The organism is Candidatus Pantoea edessiphila, from assembly GCF_002933345.1.
Classification (GTDB): domain Bacteria; phylum Pseudomonadota; class Gammaproteobacteria; order Enterobacterales; family Enterobacteriaceae; genus Pantoea_C.
The window spans coordinates 82,997-99,579 of record NZ_PDKR01000001.1; the positions used below are offsets into that span (position 1 = coordinate 82,997).

Here is a 16,583-nt window from a genome sequence, read left to right on the forward strand (position 1 = left end):
TGATTGACAATTAATATTAAAGAAAAATTTAAATTATTCTATAATATAAATTAAAAATAGTTTTTTACAAATAAAAAACGGAACTAAAAGCTCCGTTTTTTATTTGTAAAAACTTATTCTGATTAAAATTTATAAACCAATCCCATTGCCAATAAATTATCTGGACTGTTAAAGTCAAATAAACGATCTCGTTGTTTTTGATTAATACGATAATCAATATATGTTGTAACATTTTTACCAATATCATAGGTTGCACTTATATCTATATATCTATATAAATATTTGCTGTTATTACCCATTACATCATCAACTGTTGATTGCATATAGGCTATAGAAGGAGTAAAACCGCAATCAAATTTATATTGAGCAACTATTTCAAAATTACGTATTCTCCCTTCAAAACCAAAAAAATAGTTGTTACCAGGCTCTTTTTTGTATGGTCTAGTATAATTTGAACCATACATTGCAGCCAAGTAAATATTATCTTTGTCATATTTAATAGCAGCAGACCACTGAGATGCTTCATCCTTAGGACGGGAAGTTACTTTATGTTTGTTGCATTTTTTAGGAATGTTGTTTACTTTAGACTTATTATCCTTATTATCCTTATTATCCTTATTATCCTTATTATCCTTATTATCCTTATTATCCTTATTATCCTTATTATTCTTAGTATCCTTATTATCCTTATTATTCTTAGTATCCTTATTATCCTTAGTATCCTTATTATCCTTCTTATCCTTCTTCTTAAGGGGATGTATTTTAAATTCACCACTTCTTTTATCAGAAAAATTTTCTATCTCTTCTATTGATGGACTTTTTTCAGGAAGAGTTATTTGACTTTCTTCATTGTTAGTAATAAGACTGCTCTTTCCATATGCAGCTGTTATTCCTAAACCTGATGGAAAAACATAAGAAGCTGAAACTCCTAATGTGTTTCCATTAAAATTAAAAGTGTTATGATAGTGAACTCTTTGTCTTTGATGTTGGAAAGCAAAATTTAAGTTTTTCACTAATCCAAAAAAATCTTTATTTCGATAAGTAAGAAGTCCATTATTTCTTCCAACTAAAAAATTATCAGAATATTCTGAACTGCCACCAAACTCTGCTATTACATTGGTCCAACTACTTACATCATGAAGAATACCGTAATTGCGTCCATAATCTACTGATGAACTTAATAAAGGAAACTTAAATCCTACGAAACCTAAAGTTGCTTTACTATTGATTTTCATGTTGTTTTCAGAGATATCTAATGGAATATCATACTGTAGCTGTCCATATCCTACTAATTTGTCACTTAATATAGTTTCACCTTTAAAACCAAAATTAGCATGACTTTTATCTATTCCGAGATCACTATCTTTAATTGGAGTATTTAAAATTTGACGTGGAAGATATGGATCAACATTAGGATCACTATAAACTAGAGGTAGTTTTGGGGAATTAGGAATAAAGTAATGTGATCCATTAATTTCGCCATATAAATCTAATTTAGTTTTGTTTTTATTATAAAATTCTACTGCATTTGCTGTGCTATTAACTAAAATAGCTAACATCATTATTATAATAATTTTTTGCCTAACCATTATTATTCATTAGCCTCATTAAGGTTATTCAGCATAATTATCATATTATTTTAATTAATATTAATAATTTCATTAAAAATTAACTAGTAAATAATTAATATCCTATAATAATTTTATTACTTTCTGTTAATTGTCTTTGTCTACCACCTCCTAATTAGAAAATAATTTTTTAATTGACTTAATATAAGAATATAAAAAAATTGATATTTATAAATAAAACTATTTAATTTTTTTATATTTTATATAAAAGGTATATTTATTAAATTTCTATTTATTAAAAATTTGCATTACGTGGTGTACGTGGAAATGGAATAACATCTCTAATATTCTGTATGCCTGTAACAAAAGAAATCAAACGTTCAAATCCCAATCCAAAACCTGAATGAGGAACAGTACCATAACGACGTAGATCACAATACCACCAATAAGCTTCTTTGCTTAAACCTAATTCTTTAATACGCACGTTTAATATTTCAATACGTTCTTCACGTTGAGAACCTCCAATCATTTCTCCTACGCCTGGCAATAAAAGATCCATGGAAGCGACAGTATTGCTATCATTGTTTAAACGCATATAAAAAGCTTTTATCTCTTTAGGATAATTTTTAATTATTACTGGAATTTTAAAGTATTCTTCTACTAAATAACGTTCATGTTCAGATGAAAGATCGATGCCCCAATAAACATTGTTCTTAAAGGATTTTTTAGAATTTATTAAAATATCAATTGATTCTGTATAGTTTATATGTATAAAATCAATCTTTACTAACTGTTCTAAACGGTTAATAATATTTTTATCATTACGTTTAGAGAAAAATTCTAAATCATCTTTACGTTCTTCAAGAACTGCTTTAAATACATATTTGAGCATTGATTCGGCCAATATAGCAATATCTTCTAAATTAGCAAATGCTAATTCTGGCTCTAGCATCCAAAATTCGGATAAATGACGACTAGTATTAGAATTTTCAGCACGAAAAGTAGGACCAAAAGTATATACTTTAGACAAAGCAGTAGCATAAGTTTCGGCATTTAATTGACCTGAAACAGTTAAAAATGCTTCTTTTCCAAAGAAATCCTTATTAAAATCAACTTTTTTAAAATCATCATAAGGTAAATTATCTAAATCTAAAGTAGACACACGGAACATCTTACCAGCACCTTCAGTATCAGAAGATGTAATAATTGGAGTAGGTATCCAAAAATATCCATTTTCGTCAAAAAAACGATGTAATGCTTGAGCTAATGTATGACGTATACGAGTTACAGAACCAATTATATTTGTTCTAGGACGTAGATGTGCCATTTCACGTAAATATTCCATACTATGACTTTTTGCCGCCATAGGATAAGTATTAGAGTTTTCAACCCAGCCAATTATTTTTAGTTTATTTACTTTAATTTCAAAATCTTGATTATAACCAGGAGAATCTGTTAATATGCCAGTAACTATGACTGAACAACCAGTAGTTAAATGTATTATTTCGTTTTTATAGTTACTCAAAGAACTACTAACAACAACCTGTATAATCTTAAAACAAGAACCATCATAAACAGAGATAAATGAATGTCCTGCTTTTGAATCCCTTTTAGTTCTTACCCAGCCACATATAGTAATTATGTTATTAATTTGAACATGACCGCGTAATATATCTGATATAGATACTAAGTTCATAAAATATCTCTTAAATAGAAAAAGGTATTATTATCTTAATTTTTATTAATATTCAATCAATTATATAATTGTATAAACAAATATTTGTTGCAAAATAAAATAAAATATATTAAATATAACTTATAATATAATATTATATATGTAATATTAATTTAGTTATTGAGATATATTTTTTTAATTTTTTATAATTATTTTAGTTTTTATATTAATTTATTTTAAATAAAGATAATTGCTATACCGAAAGACCAAAATAGTTCCAACTGTATTTTATGTTTTTTATTTTGGTTAATAATTAAAAATAGGTGATATAACGCATATCATTTCAACTATAAAGTCACCAGACCTATATTTAGCTAACATATTAATCTTAAATATTATAGCTGATCTTAATGAAGATATTAAAATATTTTGAAAAAATTTTATTAAAAATTAATTTTATATTTAATTATGAATAAAATTTAATTTCTTAATTAAGAATAAATTAAGAATATTAGGAGAAAATATGATTTATGATATTATCAGATCTATGTTGTTTAGATTAGATCCTGAATTAACACAGAATTTTATTCTAAAACAATTAAGTATCATGAACAGAACACCCTTAGAAAAAATTTTCAAGAGAAAATTGACGTCTAATCCAGTTAATTGTATGGGATTAACTTTTGAAAATTTGGTTGGTCTTGCCGCTGGTCTTGATAAAAATGCAGAGTGTGTTGATTTATTTGGAGCTATGGGATTTGGTTTTATTGAAGTTGGTACTGTAACACCAATTGCTCAAATTGGTAATAAAAAACCAAGGTTATTTCGTTTAATAGAATCAGAAGCTATCATTAACCGTATGGGTTTAAATAATCTTGGAGTAGATAATTTGGTTAATAATATTAAAAAATCTAAATTTAAAGGTATTATTGGTATTAATATTGGTAAAAATAACAGTACTCCTATTGAACGCAGTAAAGATGATTATCTTATTTGTATGGAAAAAGTTTATCCCTATGCTAATTATATTGCTCTTAATATTTCTTCTCCAAACACACCATTTTTGCGTGCATTACAATTCGGAGAAGCATTAGAAGATCTTCTTAGTTCTATCAAAATAAAGCAAAAAAAATTAACACAGCTCACTCTTAAATATGTTCCAGTAGTTGTAAAAATCTCACCTGATCTTTCAGAAGAAGAAATTATTCAAATTGCAGACAGCCTATTAAGACATAACATTGATGGTGTTATAGCTACTAATACAACTATTAAACGTTCTTTAATTAATGAAAAATCAAAATATTATAAAGAAATAGGCGGATTGAGCGGACGTCCTTTACAACTAATTAGTAGTTTTGTAATTCAATGTTTAGCAAAAGAACTTAAGGGTCGTATTCCAATTATTGGCGTAGGTGGCATTGATTCTGTAATTGCAGCTAGAGAAAAAATTTTTATAGGAACATCATTAATTCAAATTTATTCTGGTTTAATTTATAAGGGTCCAAAGTTAATAAGAGATATTATCAATCACATTTAATTTTTATTAACTTATAGTTAATTATTTAATAAACATTAAAAATCTTACTAATAATTTAATAAAAATTTTTCTTTAAAGATTCCATTAATTATTCTAATTTAATAATAAATTAGATTTTGATGAATAAAGCTAATATAATATAAGATTCTATTCATATTAGTGATATTATTAACGTTAATAATATAGCTTTTTTTACAATTATTTATCAGGATGATTACAGCAATAAAAGTTAATTACGGTAATTTTAAGGTAAAATAGATGTGTTAGTAAAAAATAATATTAATTATATACTTTGCTCTAAATGTGATTTAGTAATGGAGTTATCTTTTTTATTTGTTGGTAATCGAGCATCTTGTCCTAGATGTAAGTCTGTTTTAGCTTCAAATTGGCTTGAACCTCATAAGCGTCATAATGTTTATGCTTTAACTACTCTTTTTTTATTATTTTTATCAAACATTTTTCCTTTTATAGATATAAATATTGCTGGTATCAATAATCGGATTATATTAAGCCAAATTTCTTATACAATGATAAATGATGGTTATACCATATTAGCAACTTTATTTATATTATTTACACAATTCATACCTATATGTTGTATCATTATAATTTTTTTACTAATTAATCCTATAAAAATACCAACTAAAATAAAATTGATACTAGCTAGAATGCTTTTTCAATTACGTAATTGGATTATGGTAGAAATTTTTATGGTAGGTATGTTTATAAGCTTAATCAAGTTAACAGATTATAGCAATATTAAATTGCAACCTAGTTTCTTGCTGTGGTTTTTATTTTGTTTGCTACAACTTCGTTTATTTCAATGCATTGATCGCAATTGGTTATGGCAATATATCAAACCAATGCCTAAATTAATACAAAAACCTATAATTGGTAAGAGTGGTTTAAGCCAAGGTTTACGTTCTTGCCCTTGTTGTACAGCTATATTACCAATAATTCAAAATAAATGTATACGATGTGGCATCGTAGCTGGTCCACGCTATAAATATAGTCTGCAATATACTTTAGCATTGTTAATCACATCAATAATATTTTATATTCCTGCTAATGTTATGCCTATTATGATTACAGAAATAATAGGTTTAGAATATCCTTCTAATATTATAAATGGAATAATTATATTATGGAACGAAAGTTATTATTTTATTAGTTTATTAATATTTGCTTGTAGTATAGTTGTTCCAGTATTAAAAATACTATCAATGGGTTGGCTATGTTGGAATGCATATGGAATGGGAAATAATGAGAGTCAAACAATGCATTCAATTTATAATTTTATTAAGTTTATAGGTCGTTGGTCAATGATTGATATGTTTGTAATATTAATACTTTCTTCTTTATTAAGAATGGGAACATTAATAAAAATTTATCCTGCATCTGGTTTGTTATTATTTGTATTAGTTGTTATTTTGACTATGATGGCAGAAATGAATTTTGATCCTAGATTAATATGGGATCGTATAAATCATAATCAAAGGAATTACTATCTTAATGGAAATTAATTATAAATATGCTAGTTTAACTAAAATAAAAAATTGGTCTCCAATATGGATATTTCCTCTACTGACTTTGTTTATTGCTATATGGATTATGATCAACCAATTTTCTCATTTAGGACCTGAAGTAATATTACTGACTAAAAATGCTAGAGGGATAGAGGAAGGCAGAACAGCTATTAAAAGCAATAATGTTAATGTTGGTTTAGTAAAAAAAATATCAATATCAAAAGATTTAAATAACATTGAAATAAAAATTAGATTAAGATATGGTATGAAATATCTATTACATAAAGATAGTATGTTCTGGATAGTAAAACCTAAAATAAAAAATGAAGGATTAAACGGAATTAGTAATCTGATATCAGGAAGTTATATCGAATTATATCCTGGTAATAGTACGGATAAATTTAATAAAAAATATAAACTTATAGAAGTAGAACCTTCAGTATTACCTAATGCAAAAGGAACTAGAATTATATTAGAAAGCGAAAAATCTGAAAATTTATTTAATGGTGATCCAGTATTTTTTCGCGGTTATCGTGTTGGAACAGTAGAAAATAGTAAATTTAATTTTGTTAATTATAAAATTTCTTATCAATTATTTATTGAAGAACCTTATAGTCACTTAATAACCGATAAAATATGTTTTTGGAAAAATAGCGGCATTTCAGCAAATATAGCTAATTATAATATGAATGTTGAAATTGAATCATTAAATAATATATTCAATAATAGTGTGAATTTTGATACAAACATAGGTTGTTTTTCAGGAAAATATATTAATAATAAAAGATTATATTATTTATTTAGTAATAAAGATAGTATTCAAGAAGTGTTAAATGCAAACTATAATAATTATATATTATTTTTTTCAAATTCTATTAGTGGTTTAAAGATTGGTGCACCAGTGGAATTTCGTGGCATTCGTATTGGTACTGTATTAGAAATTCCTTTCTTAAAAGCAATTAAAAAACAGAAATTAAATAGTAATTATCTAATACCAGTACTTATCCGCATTGAACCAAATAGATTCATTAAAACTTTAGGTAATAATTTTAATTTAGAAGAATATTTTCTCAATAATACAAAAAGTACAATTTATGCAACCATAAAAAATATCAATATATTCTCTAATTTAACTTATATTGACTTGGATTTTTATAAAGATAAAGAGCTGAATGTTACTAAAATAAAAAAATTTTTAGGATATAGAATTATTCCTACTATAAATAACAGCTTTAATGATATACAAAAGAGAATTATAATACTAATTGATAAAATAAATCAAATATCATTTGATAATATTATTAAGGAATCTAATTTAAATCTAAGGGAAGGAAAAACAACAATTAAAAACCTTAAGAATTTAATTAATAAAATTAATGATATTTTACAAAAACCTAAAATTAATATTCTATCTAAAGATATACACAAAACTATGGATAATCTTAATATAATTATTCAAGAATTACAACCTGGATCTGTTCTTTATAGTACAATAATAAACAATATTCAAATATTAAATCAAGTTTTAAATGAATTAAGATTAATACTTAAAACAATAAATCTTAACAGTAATGCTTTGATATATAAACCTGAACCAGAAAAAGATCCTCAACCAAAGAGGATAAGATAATGAAAAAAAAAATAATAATACTTATTACGATATTATTAACAGCATGCCATAGTTCAATAAAAAAAACATACTATCATTTACCTTTTACTAATAATTCAATAAATATTGATATAAAAAAAAAATCGATAAAAAATTTTTTATTTGGATACAACAAGTGTTAGTACCAGATCATTTAGCAGGTAATGGATTAGTTTATCAAATTAATGACGTAGAATATATAATCACTAGTAATAATCTTTGGACTAATCCATTAGTTCAACAATTGAAACAGACTATGATTTACAATTTAAGCAAAAATCTTCCCGAATGGATTATATCTGATTTACCCTCCTTATCGGAAACAAAAAAAAACAAGCTAGTTGTAATAGTAAATAAATTCCAAGGAAGGTATGATGGTAAAGCGATAATCAGTGGCAACTGGATGATAAAATATCAAAAATTTTTTATAAAAAGAAACTTTAATTTTATTTTACCACAATATAAAGATGGCTATGATGAACTTGTTAATACTTTAAGTCTAGGTTGGCAAAAAGTATCAAATCAAATATCCATTGAATTAATTAAATTAAAAAACCTTAATTAAATCTTAAATCTAATTTAAAAATAAATTACTGTGTTGTATTATTACATTATAATACAACACTAACTGATTTATTAATAATTTTTGTATAAACATTATAATTTCATATATTTTATAAAATCTTCATTTATTATTAAACCAATTAAACCAACGATTAGAATTTGAACGTGGTATCGTATTTTGGTTTTGATTAATTATCCTTTTTTGAATATTATATAAAAGACAATTTTCTTTATTATTTTTGCTATTCCATAATTTTCCAGTTAACAAATAAATAGCTTCACTAACATGTTTTACTGCCCAAATATGAAATTTATTTTGTTTAACAACTTCTACTAAATCGTCCTTAAGACTTAAATGACGTATATTTTGAGTTGGTATAATTACACCTTGTTGACCTGTGAGATTACGCTCATAGCAAATATCAAAAAAGGATTCAATTTTTTCATTTAATGCTCCAACTGGTTGGATATTTCCAAGTTGATCTATAGAACCAGTTACTGCTATTTGTTGATTAATAGGATATTCTGCTAAAGCACTAATTAATACACAAAGACCAGCTAATGAAGCACTATCTCCATCAATTTCAAAATAGGATTGTTCAAATACTAATGATGCAACAAATGGTGACTGTATTTTTAATTCAGCCATTAAATAAGACTGTATTATCATCATACTTTTTATATATATATTACCACCTAGTTCAGAATCTCCCTCTATATCGATCAAATCATTATTTCCAGGATAGGCCACACACGTAATTCTAGAAGGATGACATATGAGACGTGGATGACCAGGATAATCAACAACAGTTAATCCATTAATCTGTCCTATAACTTGACCTTCAGTTTCAATTAAATTTTGTTTTAAAAAAATATCATTATTTATTAAATCCTTAAGATAACTTTCACGCCATAAACGTACTTTTAATGCATTACATAACGCCTTATCATTTAAGGTATCGTTCATTATTAATACTGATTCACGAATTTGACGAATTAACCATCTTGGACATAAAGGCAAAGTTTCTTTATCATTGCTAAAACGAACACCTTCTTTAACTAATTCTGGCCAAAAACTTTCTTCTGGTAAAGGTAAACCAGATTGTTCGGCTAAATTAGTAGTCCATCTACACCATGATAGCATGTCATCTTCATTTAAGATTTTCATATTTTCTTCAAATTCAGTATAAATAGCCATCTTATACGATTCTGAATCAATTTTTTGAAAATTACATAATGATTCCATATCTCCACAAAGAACTAAATTTAATTTTAGAGGTAGAGCTGGAATCGATAAAGGTAAAGGACGTTTTTCATTTAGAGAACCTAATTCTGTGTATCCTTGTTCAATTGATTTTTTTAATTGAAACCAAATTTCTGATTTTAATAAAATAGATTTTAAAGAAAGGATTAAAGTACCACCATTAGCTTTATGTATCAAACCAGGTTCAAGATGAATCTTGTTTTTATATATGCAAGCATATCCGAATAATAATCTCTTTTCAATCCAATCAGCAAAACAAACTTCACCATGACTAGTAAATGGATTTTCTATCTCTGATGGCGGCTTTAATATAACAGTATCATTAATAATTTGGTATTCCCCACCAAATAATTCAGAAGAAGTAGAAAAAAAACTTTTGGCAATTTGTGAAATAACTTTAAGATAATCGCGATTTTCTTGACTACATAATAGTAAAATAGGAAAACCTTGCTTTTGATGATGTAGATGTGCTAACCCATTTATTAATCTAGGTTGCACCTTTTCTAAAGGATTAATCTTTTCATCTTTAATTTTAGAAAAAACAGATTTATATTTTAAAATATCTGGTTGTAAATCTTGCCACGTAAGTTGTTTATGATTCAAAATATTAGCACTTTTTTTAAGTTTAAAATTAAATTATACTACATATTGTGTGTATAAAACATAATATATTTTTTGTATTTAATACTTATAAAAAAATATTTATTAATTAATAATTAATTAAATTGTTTTATATAACTATCCTATTCCAAAAAAGGAAAAGGATAGTTACTATTTTTAATGTCAATAATCTAATATATCTTTAAGGTTGTTATTAATATTATTTTTTATATTAATTTCTACCCTACGATCTGGAGCTAAGCATTCAATAATAGATTTACGTTCTTTAATATTGTCGCAATTGCTTTTAGTAATAGAATGAGATTTACCATTGCTATTTATAGACATTCTATCCGAATAAATACCCTTAGATACTAAATAATTTAAGACAGACTTAGCTCTTTTGTTTGATAATTGTTGATTGTATTTATGGGATCCAATTTTATCTGTAAAACCGACGATAATAAGATCAGTACTTCTATCTAAATCTTCCAATTGATCATATAATTTATCTAAAACTTGTTCACCTTCATTTGTTAAAGCAAAGTCATTAAATTTAAATAAAATATCTGCTTGTAAATTAAAATGTTTAACATCTTTATATAAAGGTGTTTTTTTATAAGTATAAATCGATCTAGGAAGATCATGAGGATTAAATATATAGGAAAAACCAACGCTTAGTAATCCATTTCTAGGCTGTGAACCTAAAGTATATTTATTACCAATAATATTAATCCATTGTAAATCTAGACGTAATGCTACATTTTTATGTATAAAATATTCTAATCCACCTGCTATCAATGGATAGGGATAAAGACCTGAATCACTATTTTCTAGAAAATTGTCATTTGATATTTTAATTTGGTCTGAAGTTGCATACCATAGCATCCCTCCTATACGAGCATATACATCTAAATAACCAAAAATTGGATAACTTAATTTAAAAGTTGCATTAAAATCATATGGTCTAAATTCACCAACGATCTTATGACCACCATACGCTACACTACCCAGTACATCATAATTAAATTCAAAACCTATGTTTGGATTTGCTTGGAAACCAAAAAAGAAATTATTACTAGATGTATTTTTATAAGTATTACCATCATTAGAAAGATACATACCATAATGCTCATCAGTATTATAAAAATGAGACCATCCTAATTTGCTACCAATATACCAAACTTCTTTTTGTGGCATCGCTTTAACAAAAATCGAAAATCCAGCCAGTAAAACTGCAACTGCAGTATTAACTATCTTTTTCATTTTATACCTCTTTTACCTCGTTTTATACCTCTTGATTATCCAAAATAAGAAATGAAGAAGTTAATTATTATAATTTTAATTTAAATATCAAAAGTAATATGTTTTGAGGTATTATATTAAAAAAGTATAATTATTATTAATAAATCAATTTATTTTTTATAATAATCAGAATTATTTTTTAATCAAAACTAGTTAAAATTTCTTACTATGAAGTAAGTACGTAATAAACATATAGTAAATCAACTTTTGATAAAATAAAACCCATTTATCTTTATGCTTTATGTAAAGTATATATTTTAAGTTGTTAAGAATTATTTTTTTATTAGACATATTGAAATTTAGCATAATTTGTAATTATCGACAAACAATTTAAAAATTACATTTCGATTCTTAAGTATTTTATTTTAAATAAATAATTTTTAGATTTTAAAATTCAAATAATTGTTATATATAATAGAAATTTTAATTAAAAATTGATTACAATTTTTACAAAAATATATTTAATCTTTTTATTATATCAGCTTATAAAGATTATGTTATTAGTTTAACAATTAATATTATTAAAGGCATTTATTGGGTTTGGGAATTCCAGCTATTTTAGTTGCTTGTTTTATAATCCCTTTTGGAAATAAATGGAATAAATAACAACTATTACCTTTTTCTTTTCCATATTGATTTGCAATTGCCATTGCTAACATACGCATCTTAGGTGATATATTGTATTTTAAATAAAATGAACGAATGAAATATATTATACTCCAATGTTCTACAGTCATAGAAATATTCTCTTGTAAAGCAATTTTTACTGCTAAATCTTCATTCCAATCATCACTATTTTTTAAATAACCTTCGATATCATATTCTATAATTTTATCATTAGATTTCATAAATTTTTCCTAAAATAAAAAATTGTAGATTATAATATAAATTTGTTATTAATCATCATTTTTAATAAAACGTATTGTTGTTAACATATTAAGAGTAATTAGACATAAAATATTTTATTGATAAATATAGATTGATTATCATACCATAAATGATATCATAAAATGATGATTGCAAAAACAATACTAAATTAAAATATCATTAATTAATGTGCTAATTTAAATAAAACAAATTTATTTTAGATAAATGCATCATTAATTTAAATTTATGTTTACTTTACATTTCAAATAAAAATATTTATAATTCCAATAAAATTCAATAATAGGGAGGAGTGGCCGAGTGGTTTAAGGCAACGGTCTTGAAAACCGTCGATGGGAAACTATCCGTGAGTTCGAATCTCTCCTCCTCCGTTGTTAATAATTTTAAAGAAGGAAAAATAAAAAACATAGTTGTGTTTTCCGTTAATTATTCATTAATAAGTTTATTATTAGTTCTTAATTTAATTTTTTATTTCAAAGTATATTGAATGAATATAAAATTTATAATAAATTACTAAAAAACCTAAATTTGATTTATTAGTATTATTTTTAGATAACTATAATGCTTAGATAACTATAATGCAATTAAATATTCCTAATGCTCTTACATTATTCCGGTTTATTCTGATACCATTTTTTGTAGTGTTATTTTATATTCCTTGCAAATATGCAACCATAATGAGTGCATTAGTTTTTTTTATTGCTTCTATAACTGATTGGTTTGATGGATTTCTTGCTCGTCGTTTAAAACAAACTACAGAATTTGGTAGTTTTTTAGATCCAATAGTTGATAAAGTTATGGTAGTAATGGGATTGATTTTGGTATCAGAATATTTTCATGTTTATTGGGTTAGTTTACCAACCATGATAATAATTTCTAGAGAAATTATTATTTCTGCTATCCGTCAATGGATTCCGCAAATTAACAAAATTGATTTTATTTTAGTATTATGGATAAGTAAAATAAAAACCACTATACAAATGTTTTCTTTAATAGCACTTATATGGCATCCTAATATTAAGATAATAAATATTGGTATAATTACATTGTATATTGCATTAATTTTAACATTATGGTCGATGTTTTTATATATCAAAATATTTCAATATAATTTACTTAAAAGATGATAATCAATTTTTATTGTTAATATTAAAATTGAAATATTATTTAATAATAATTCTATTGACTAGTTTTATTAAAATAGTATCATATTATGAATAAAGTAATTTGAAGAAAATATAAAAAATGTTAACTGGCGCGTTAGCAGAATGGTTATGCACCGGACTGCAAATCCGTTTATCCCGGTTCGATTCCGGGACGCGCCTCCATAATTTATACAAATAAGTGAATTATTATATTTTAATTATTTTTATATTATTAATGCATTAAAATATGATATATCATTGCCCAGGTGGTGAAATTGGTATACACAAGGGACTTAAAATCCCTCGGCTTAATCGCTATGCGGGTTCAAGTCCCGCTCTGGGCACCATAATATTAGATTATTTATGAATAATAACTAAATTTAAATTAGTAATTTTTAATTGTTTTTATTTTAATTTTGGTAAATAGTTATTTTAATTATTTAATTTATAAGATATATTAAATAACCATATATAAGATTATAAATTATATTTAGTGTTTTTATTATATTAAAATAGTATTGTATTGGTGTAAAATATATTTCAATAAATACTATTTGAATAAACAAAGATGTCATTTAAATGTCCTAATAGGATCAATATTATGCCATTTCTGTATAATCTCATTTCTAATAAAGAATTAAAAAATCGCTTGTCATCTCAAAAAGACTCTCGTATCACTGTTTCTTTTTATAAGTATTTTAATATAAGTAATCCAAAAATTTTTCGTGATCAATTGTATTATAACCTTAATAAATTAAAAGTATTTGGTCGTATTTATGTTGCTCATGAAGGTATAAACGCTCAAATTAGTGTGCCTAATTCTTTTTATGAAGAAACTAAATTTTTCATATATAATTTGGATTTTTGTTTAAATAATTTACATATGAATATTGCATTAGACAATGAAATTAAATCATTTTGGGTTCTTCGCATTAAAGTACGTAATCGTATTATTGCAGATGGACTTAAAGAAGATATTTTAAATATTAGCAAAGTAGGAACTTATATAAAAGCTGAAACAGTTAATGAGATGTTGGACGATTCCAATATTATATTTGTTGATATGAGAAATCATTATGAATATGAAATTGGACGTTTTAAAAATGCTATAAAAATCCATTCTAACACCTTTCGTGATCAATTACCCAAAGTAATTGATATATTAAAAGACTATAAAAACAAAAAAATTGTTCTTTATTGCACTGGAGGTATTAGATGTGAAAAAGCCAGCGCATGGATGATTTATAATGGATTTAAAAACGTCTACCAAATTAAAGGAGGAATTATTGAATATATTCATCAAGCACGAAGACAAAATCTACCCATTAGATTTCAAGGTAAAATTTTTGTTTTTGATCAACGTATGTGTGAAAAAGTTTCTGAAGAAGTTTTATCTTTTTGTTATCAATGTGGAAAATCTTGTGATACTCATGTAAATTGTGCAAATGATAAATGTCATTTGCTATTTATACAATGTATAAATTGTAATAATAAATTTAATAAATGTTGTAGTTTATTTTGTCAAAGCAAAATATTAGGTAATTAGTTTATTAGATATAACAATTAGGTATTCTATTATAACTTAATATAATATTTGTGATTAACATCTATATTAATAAACATTATCTTAATATTTATTAATGGCTTTTTTAAAAAAATAATAATTAATCTTTGATACTCCAATTTAATGTTTTTCCTGCAAGAAAAGGTACTAAATCATAAGGAAATAAATTAATGGTTTTTTTTATTTCACACCTCTTACGTATCAGGGTAATTTTTTCTTTATTCAGAGATAAATCATAAAAACGAGCACCGTTTTCAGAACAAAAAGACTCAAAATATTTGATAGCATTTAATTCTTCAAATACGGTAGCATAAGCTAATAATGCAGTTGGAGCGTTAAATATACCAGCATGTCCACATTTGTTTTCCTTTGTACAACGAAAATGAGGGGCACTATCTGTACCAAGGAAAAAATTTGGATTACCTTTTGATACTGCTTCACGTAATGCTTGCTGATGTAATTTGCTTTTTATAATTGGAAAACAATAAAAATGAGGATTAATATAATTTGTTAATAAATCGTTACGATTTAACATCAAATGATGAGGTGTGATGGTAGCAGCAATTTTATTATCACTCGAATTAACGTATTCTACTGCTTCTTTAGTAGAAATATGCTCCATCACTATTTTTAGTTCTGGAAATCTTTTACGTAATGGCTGCATTATTTTTTCTATAAAATAAGCTTCACGATCAAAAATATCAACATTTATATCTGTTATTTCACAATGAATTAATAAAGGCATTCCTATTTTTTGAAGACGTTCTAATACCTTATTAACTGATGTAATATTTTTAATGCCATAAGAAGAATTTGTAGTTGAAGATTGAGGATATAATTTAACTGCAGCAAATACACCTGTATTAAAACCTAATTCTATTTCATTGGGATTTGATGATTCTGTTAAGTAACACGTCATTAAAGGTATAAATTTATGATTTTTGGGTAATAAGGATAAAATTTTATTTCGATAATTTATTGCTGATTTTATATTAGTTATCGGTGGTAATAAATTTGGCATTATCATAGCTCTGCCAAATATTGAACTAGTATAAGGTAAGACTAACTTAAGTAAATAATCATTACGAACATGTAAATGCCAATCATCTGGACGTCTTATAGTTATTTTATTTAATCCAATAATCACTTACTTTTTATCCTATATTCAAATTAATGAAATTTCAATTTCATTAAGGTTTAGTATTTTATAAATAATTAAGAAATTAAATATTTGTTTTAGTAATTAAATTTGTTTAATATTTTATATTACTTTTAATACATTCTTTAATTATTATCTATGAT

At 24.9% G+C, this 16,583-nt stretch carries 12 protein-coding genes and 3 tRNA genes; 9 read left to right on the forward strand and 6 right to left on the reverse strand.

The features are described from left to right. Positions 1-122: 122 nt before the first annotated feature. Together CRV09_RS00465 and asnS are read right to left on the reverse strand one after the other, a co-directional pair. Positions 123-1,589: a porin gene (locus tag CRV09_RS00465; protein WP_136132183.1), complete on the reverse strand. Its 1,467-nt coding sequence runs from the start codon at positions 1,587-1,589 to the stop codon at positions 123-125. Between the two features lie 274 nt (positions 1,590-1,863). Further along, on the reverse strand, positions 1,864-3,264 hold the full coding sequence (gene asnS / locus CRV09_RS00470) for an asparagine--tRNA ligase (protein ID WP_136132184.1): 1,401 nt from the start codon (positions 3,262-3,264) through the stop codon (positions 1,864-1,866). 502 nt (positions 3,265-3,766) lie between these two features. Here asnS and pyrD point away from each other — a divergent pair. The 4 genes from pyrD (at position 3,767) to CRV09_RS00490 (ending at position 8,519) form a co-directional block, all read left to right on the forward strand. Further along, a complete protein-coding gene (gene pyrD / locus CRV09_RS00475; protein ID WP_136132185.1) occupies positions 3,767-4,780 on the forward strand; it encodes a quinone-dependent dihydroorotate dehydrogenase in 1,014 nt (337 codons plus the stop codon). Between the two features lie 260 nt (positions 4,781-5,040). Then, positions 5,041-6,303, forward strand: coding sequence for a PqiA/YebS family transporter subunit (locus tag CRV09_RS00480; RefSeq protein ID WP_422386567.1), 1,263 nt, complete (start codon positions 5,041-5,043; stop codon positions 6,301-6,303). After that, positions 6,293-7,936, forward strand: a complete 1,644-nt coding sequence (gene pqiB, locus CRV09_RS00485) for an intermembrane transport protein PqiB (RefSeq protein ID WP_136132187.1) — start codon at positions 6,293-6,295, stop codon at positions 7,934-7,936. Before CRV09_RS00480 ends, pqiB begins: the two co-directional genes overlap by 11 nt. Before the next feature lie 139 nt (positions 7,937-8,075). Then, positions 8,076-8,519: an ABC-type transport auxiliary lipoprotein family protein gene (locus CRV09_RS00490; protein ID WP_422386572.1), complete on the forward strand. Its 444-nt coding sequence runs from the start codon at positions 8,076-8,078 to the stop codon at positions 8,517-8,519. Between the two features lie 120 nt (positions 8,520-8,639). Here CRV09_RS00490 and CRV09_RS00495 read toward each other — a convergent pair whose 3' ends face one another. The 3 genes from CRV09_RS00495 to CRV09_RS00505 all read right to left on the reverse strand — a co-directional run bounded on the left by CRV09_RS00495 (position 8,640) and on the right by CRV09_RS00505 (position 12,535). Further along, entirely contained in the window at positions 8,640-10,385 is a 1,746-nt protein-coding gene (locus tag CRV09_RS00495) for an AAA family ATPase (RefSeq protein WP_136132188.1), read from the reverse strand. Positions 10,386-10,565: 180 nt separating this feature from the next. Further along, positions 10,566-11,648, reverse strand: coding sequence for a porin OmpA (gene ompA, locus CRV09_RS00500; protein ID WP_136132189.1), 1,083 nt, complete (start codon positions 11,646-11,648; stop codon positions 10,566-10,568). Positions 11,649-12,208: 560 nt separating this feature from the next. Next, the gene (locus tag CRV09_RS00505) at positions 12,209-12,535 is read right to left on the reverse strand and encodes a TusE/DsrC/DsvC family sulfur relay protein (protein ID WP_136132190.1); all 327 of its coding nucleotides are present in this window, start codon (positions 12,533-12,535) and stop codon (positions 12,209-12,211) included. A 323-nt stretch (positions 12,536-12,858) separates the two neighbouring features. Between CRV09_RS00505 and CRV09_RS00510 the strand changes: the two genes are divergently transcribed. The 5 genes from CRV09_RS00510 to trhO all read left to right on the forward strand — a co-directional run bounded on the left by CRV09_RS00510 (position 12,859) and on the right by trhO (position 15,263). Then, positions 12,859-12,943, forward strand: a tRNA-Ser gene (locus CRV09_RS00510). A gap of 207 nt (positions 12,944-13,150) precedes the next feature. Beyond that, entirely contained in the window at positions 13,151-13,699 is a 549-nt protein-coding gene (pgsA, locus tag CRV09_RS00515; protein ID WP_136132191.1) for a CDP-diacylglycerol--glycerol-3-phosphate 3-phosphatidyltransferase, read from the forward strand. Positions 13,700-13,826: 127 nt separating this feature from the next. Next, positions 13,827-13,900: transfer RNA gene (locus CRV09_RS00520), tRNA-Cys, on the forward strand. Positions 13,901-13,977: 77 nt separating this feature from the next. Next, positions 13,978-14,064: transfer RNA gene (locus tag CRV09_RS00525), tRNA-Leu, on the forward strand. Positions 14,065-14,318: 254 nt separating this feature from the next. Further along, complete coding sequence (gene trhO, locus CRV09_RS00530) at positions 14,319-15,263, forward strand: oxygen-dependent tRNA uridine(34) hydroxylase TrhO (protein WP_136132192.1); 945 nt, start codon at positions 14,319-14,321, stop codon at positions 15,261-15,263. Positions 15,264-15,381: 118 nt separating this feature from the next. On the opposite strand, the gene pyrC is transcribed toward trhO, so the two are convergent. Beyond that, on the reverse strand, positions 15,382-16,428 hold the full coding sequence (gene pyrC, locus CRV09_RS00535) for a dihydroorotase (RefSeq protein ID WP_136132193.1): 1,047 nt from the start codon (positions 16,426-16,428) through the stop codon (positions 15,382-15,384). Between the last annotated feature and the right edge of the window lie 155 nt (positions 16,429-16,583).

Bases quoted from the DNA above. Each gene is read 5' to 3' on its own strand.
- CRV09_RS00465 (WP_136132183.1), bottom strand. From the start codon at position 1,589: ATGGTTAGGCAAAAAATTATTATAATAATGATGTTAGCTATTTTAGTT.
- asnS (WP_136132184.1), bottom strand. From the start codon at position 3,264: ATGAACTTAGTATCTATATCAGATATATTACGCGGTCATGTTCAAATT.
- pyrD (WP_136132185.1), top strand. From the start codon at position 3,767: ATGATTTATGATATTATCAGATCTATGTTGTTTAGATTAGATCCTGAA.
- pqiB (WP_136132187.1), top strand. From the start codon at position 6,293: ATGGAAATTAATTATAAATATGCTAGTTTAACTAAAATAAAAAATTGG.
- ompA (WP_136132189.1), bottom strand. From the start codon at position 11,648: ATGAAAAAGATAGTTAATACTGCAGTTGCAGTTTTACTGGCTGGATTT.
- CRV09_RS00505 (WP_136132190.1), bottom strand. From the start codon at position 12,535: ATGAAATCTAATGATAAAATTATAGAATATGATATCGAAGGTTATTTA.
- pgsA (WP_136132191.1), top strand. From the start codon at position 13,151: ATGCAATTAAATATTCCTAATGCTCTTACATTATTCCGGTTTATTCTG.
- trhO (WP_136132192.1), top strand. From the start codon at position 14,319: ATGCCATTTCTGTATAATCTCATTTCTAATAAAGAATTAAAAAATCGC.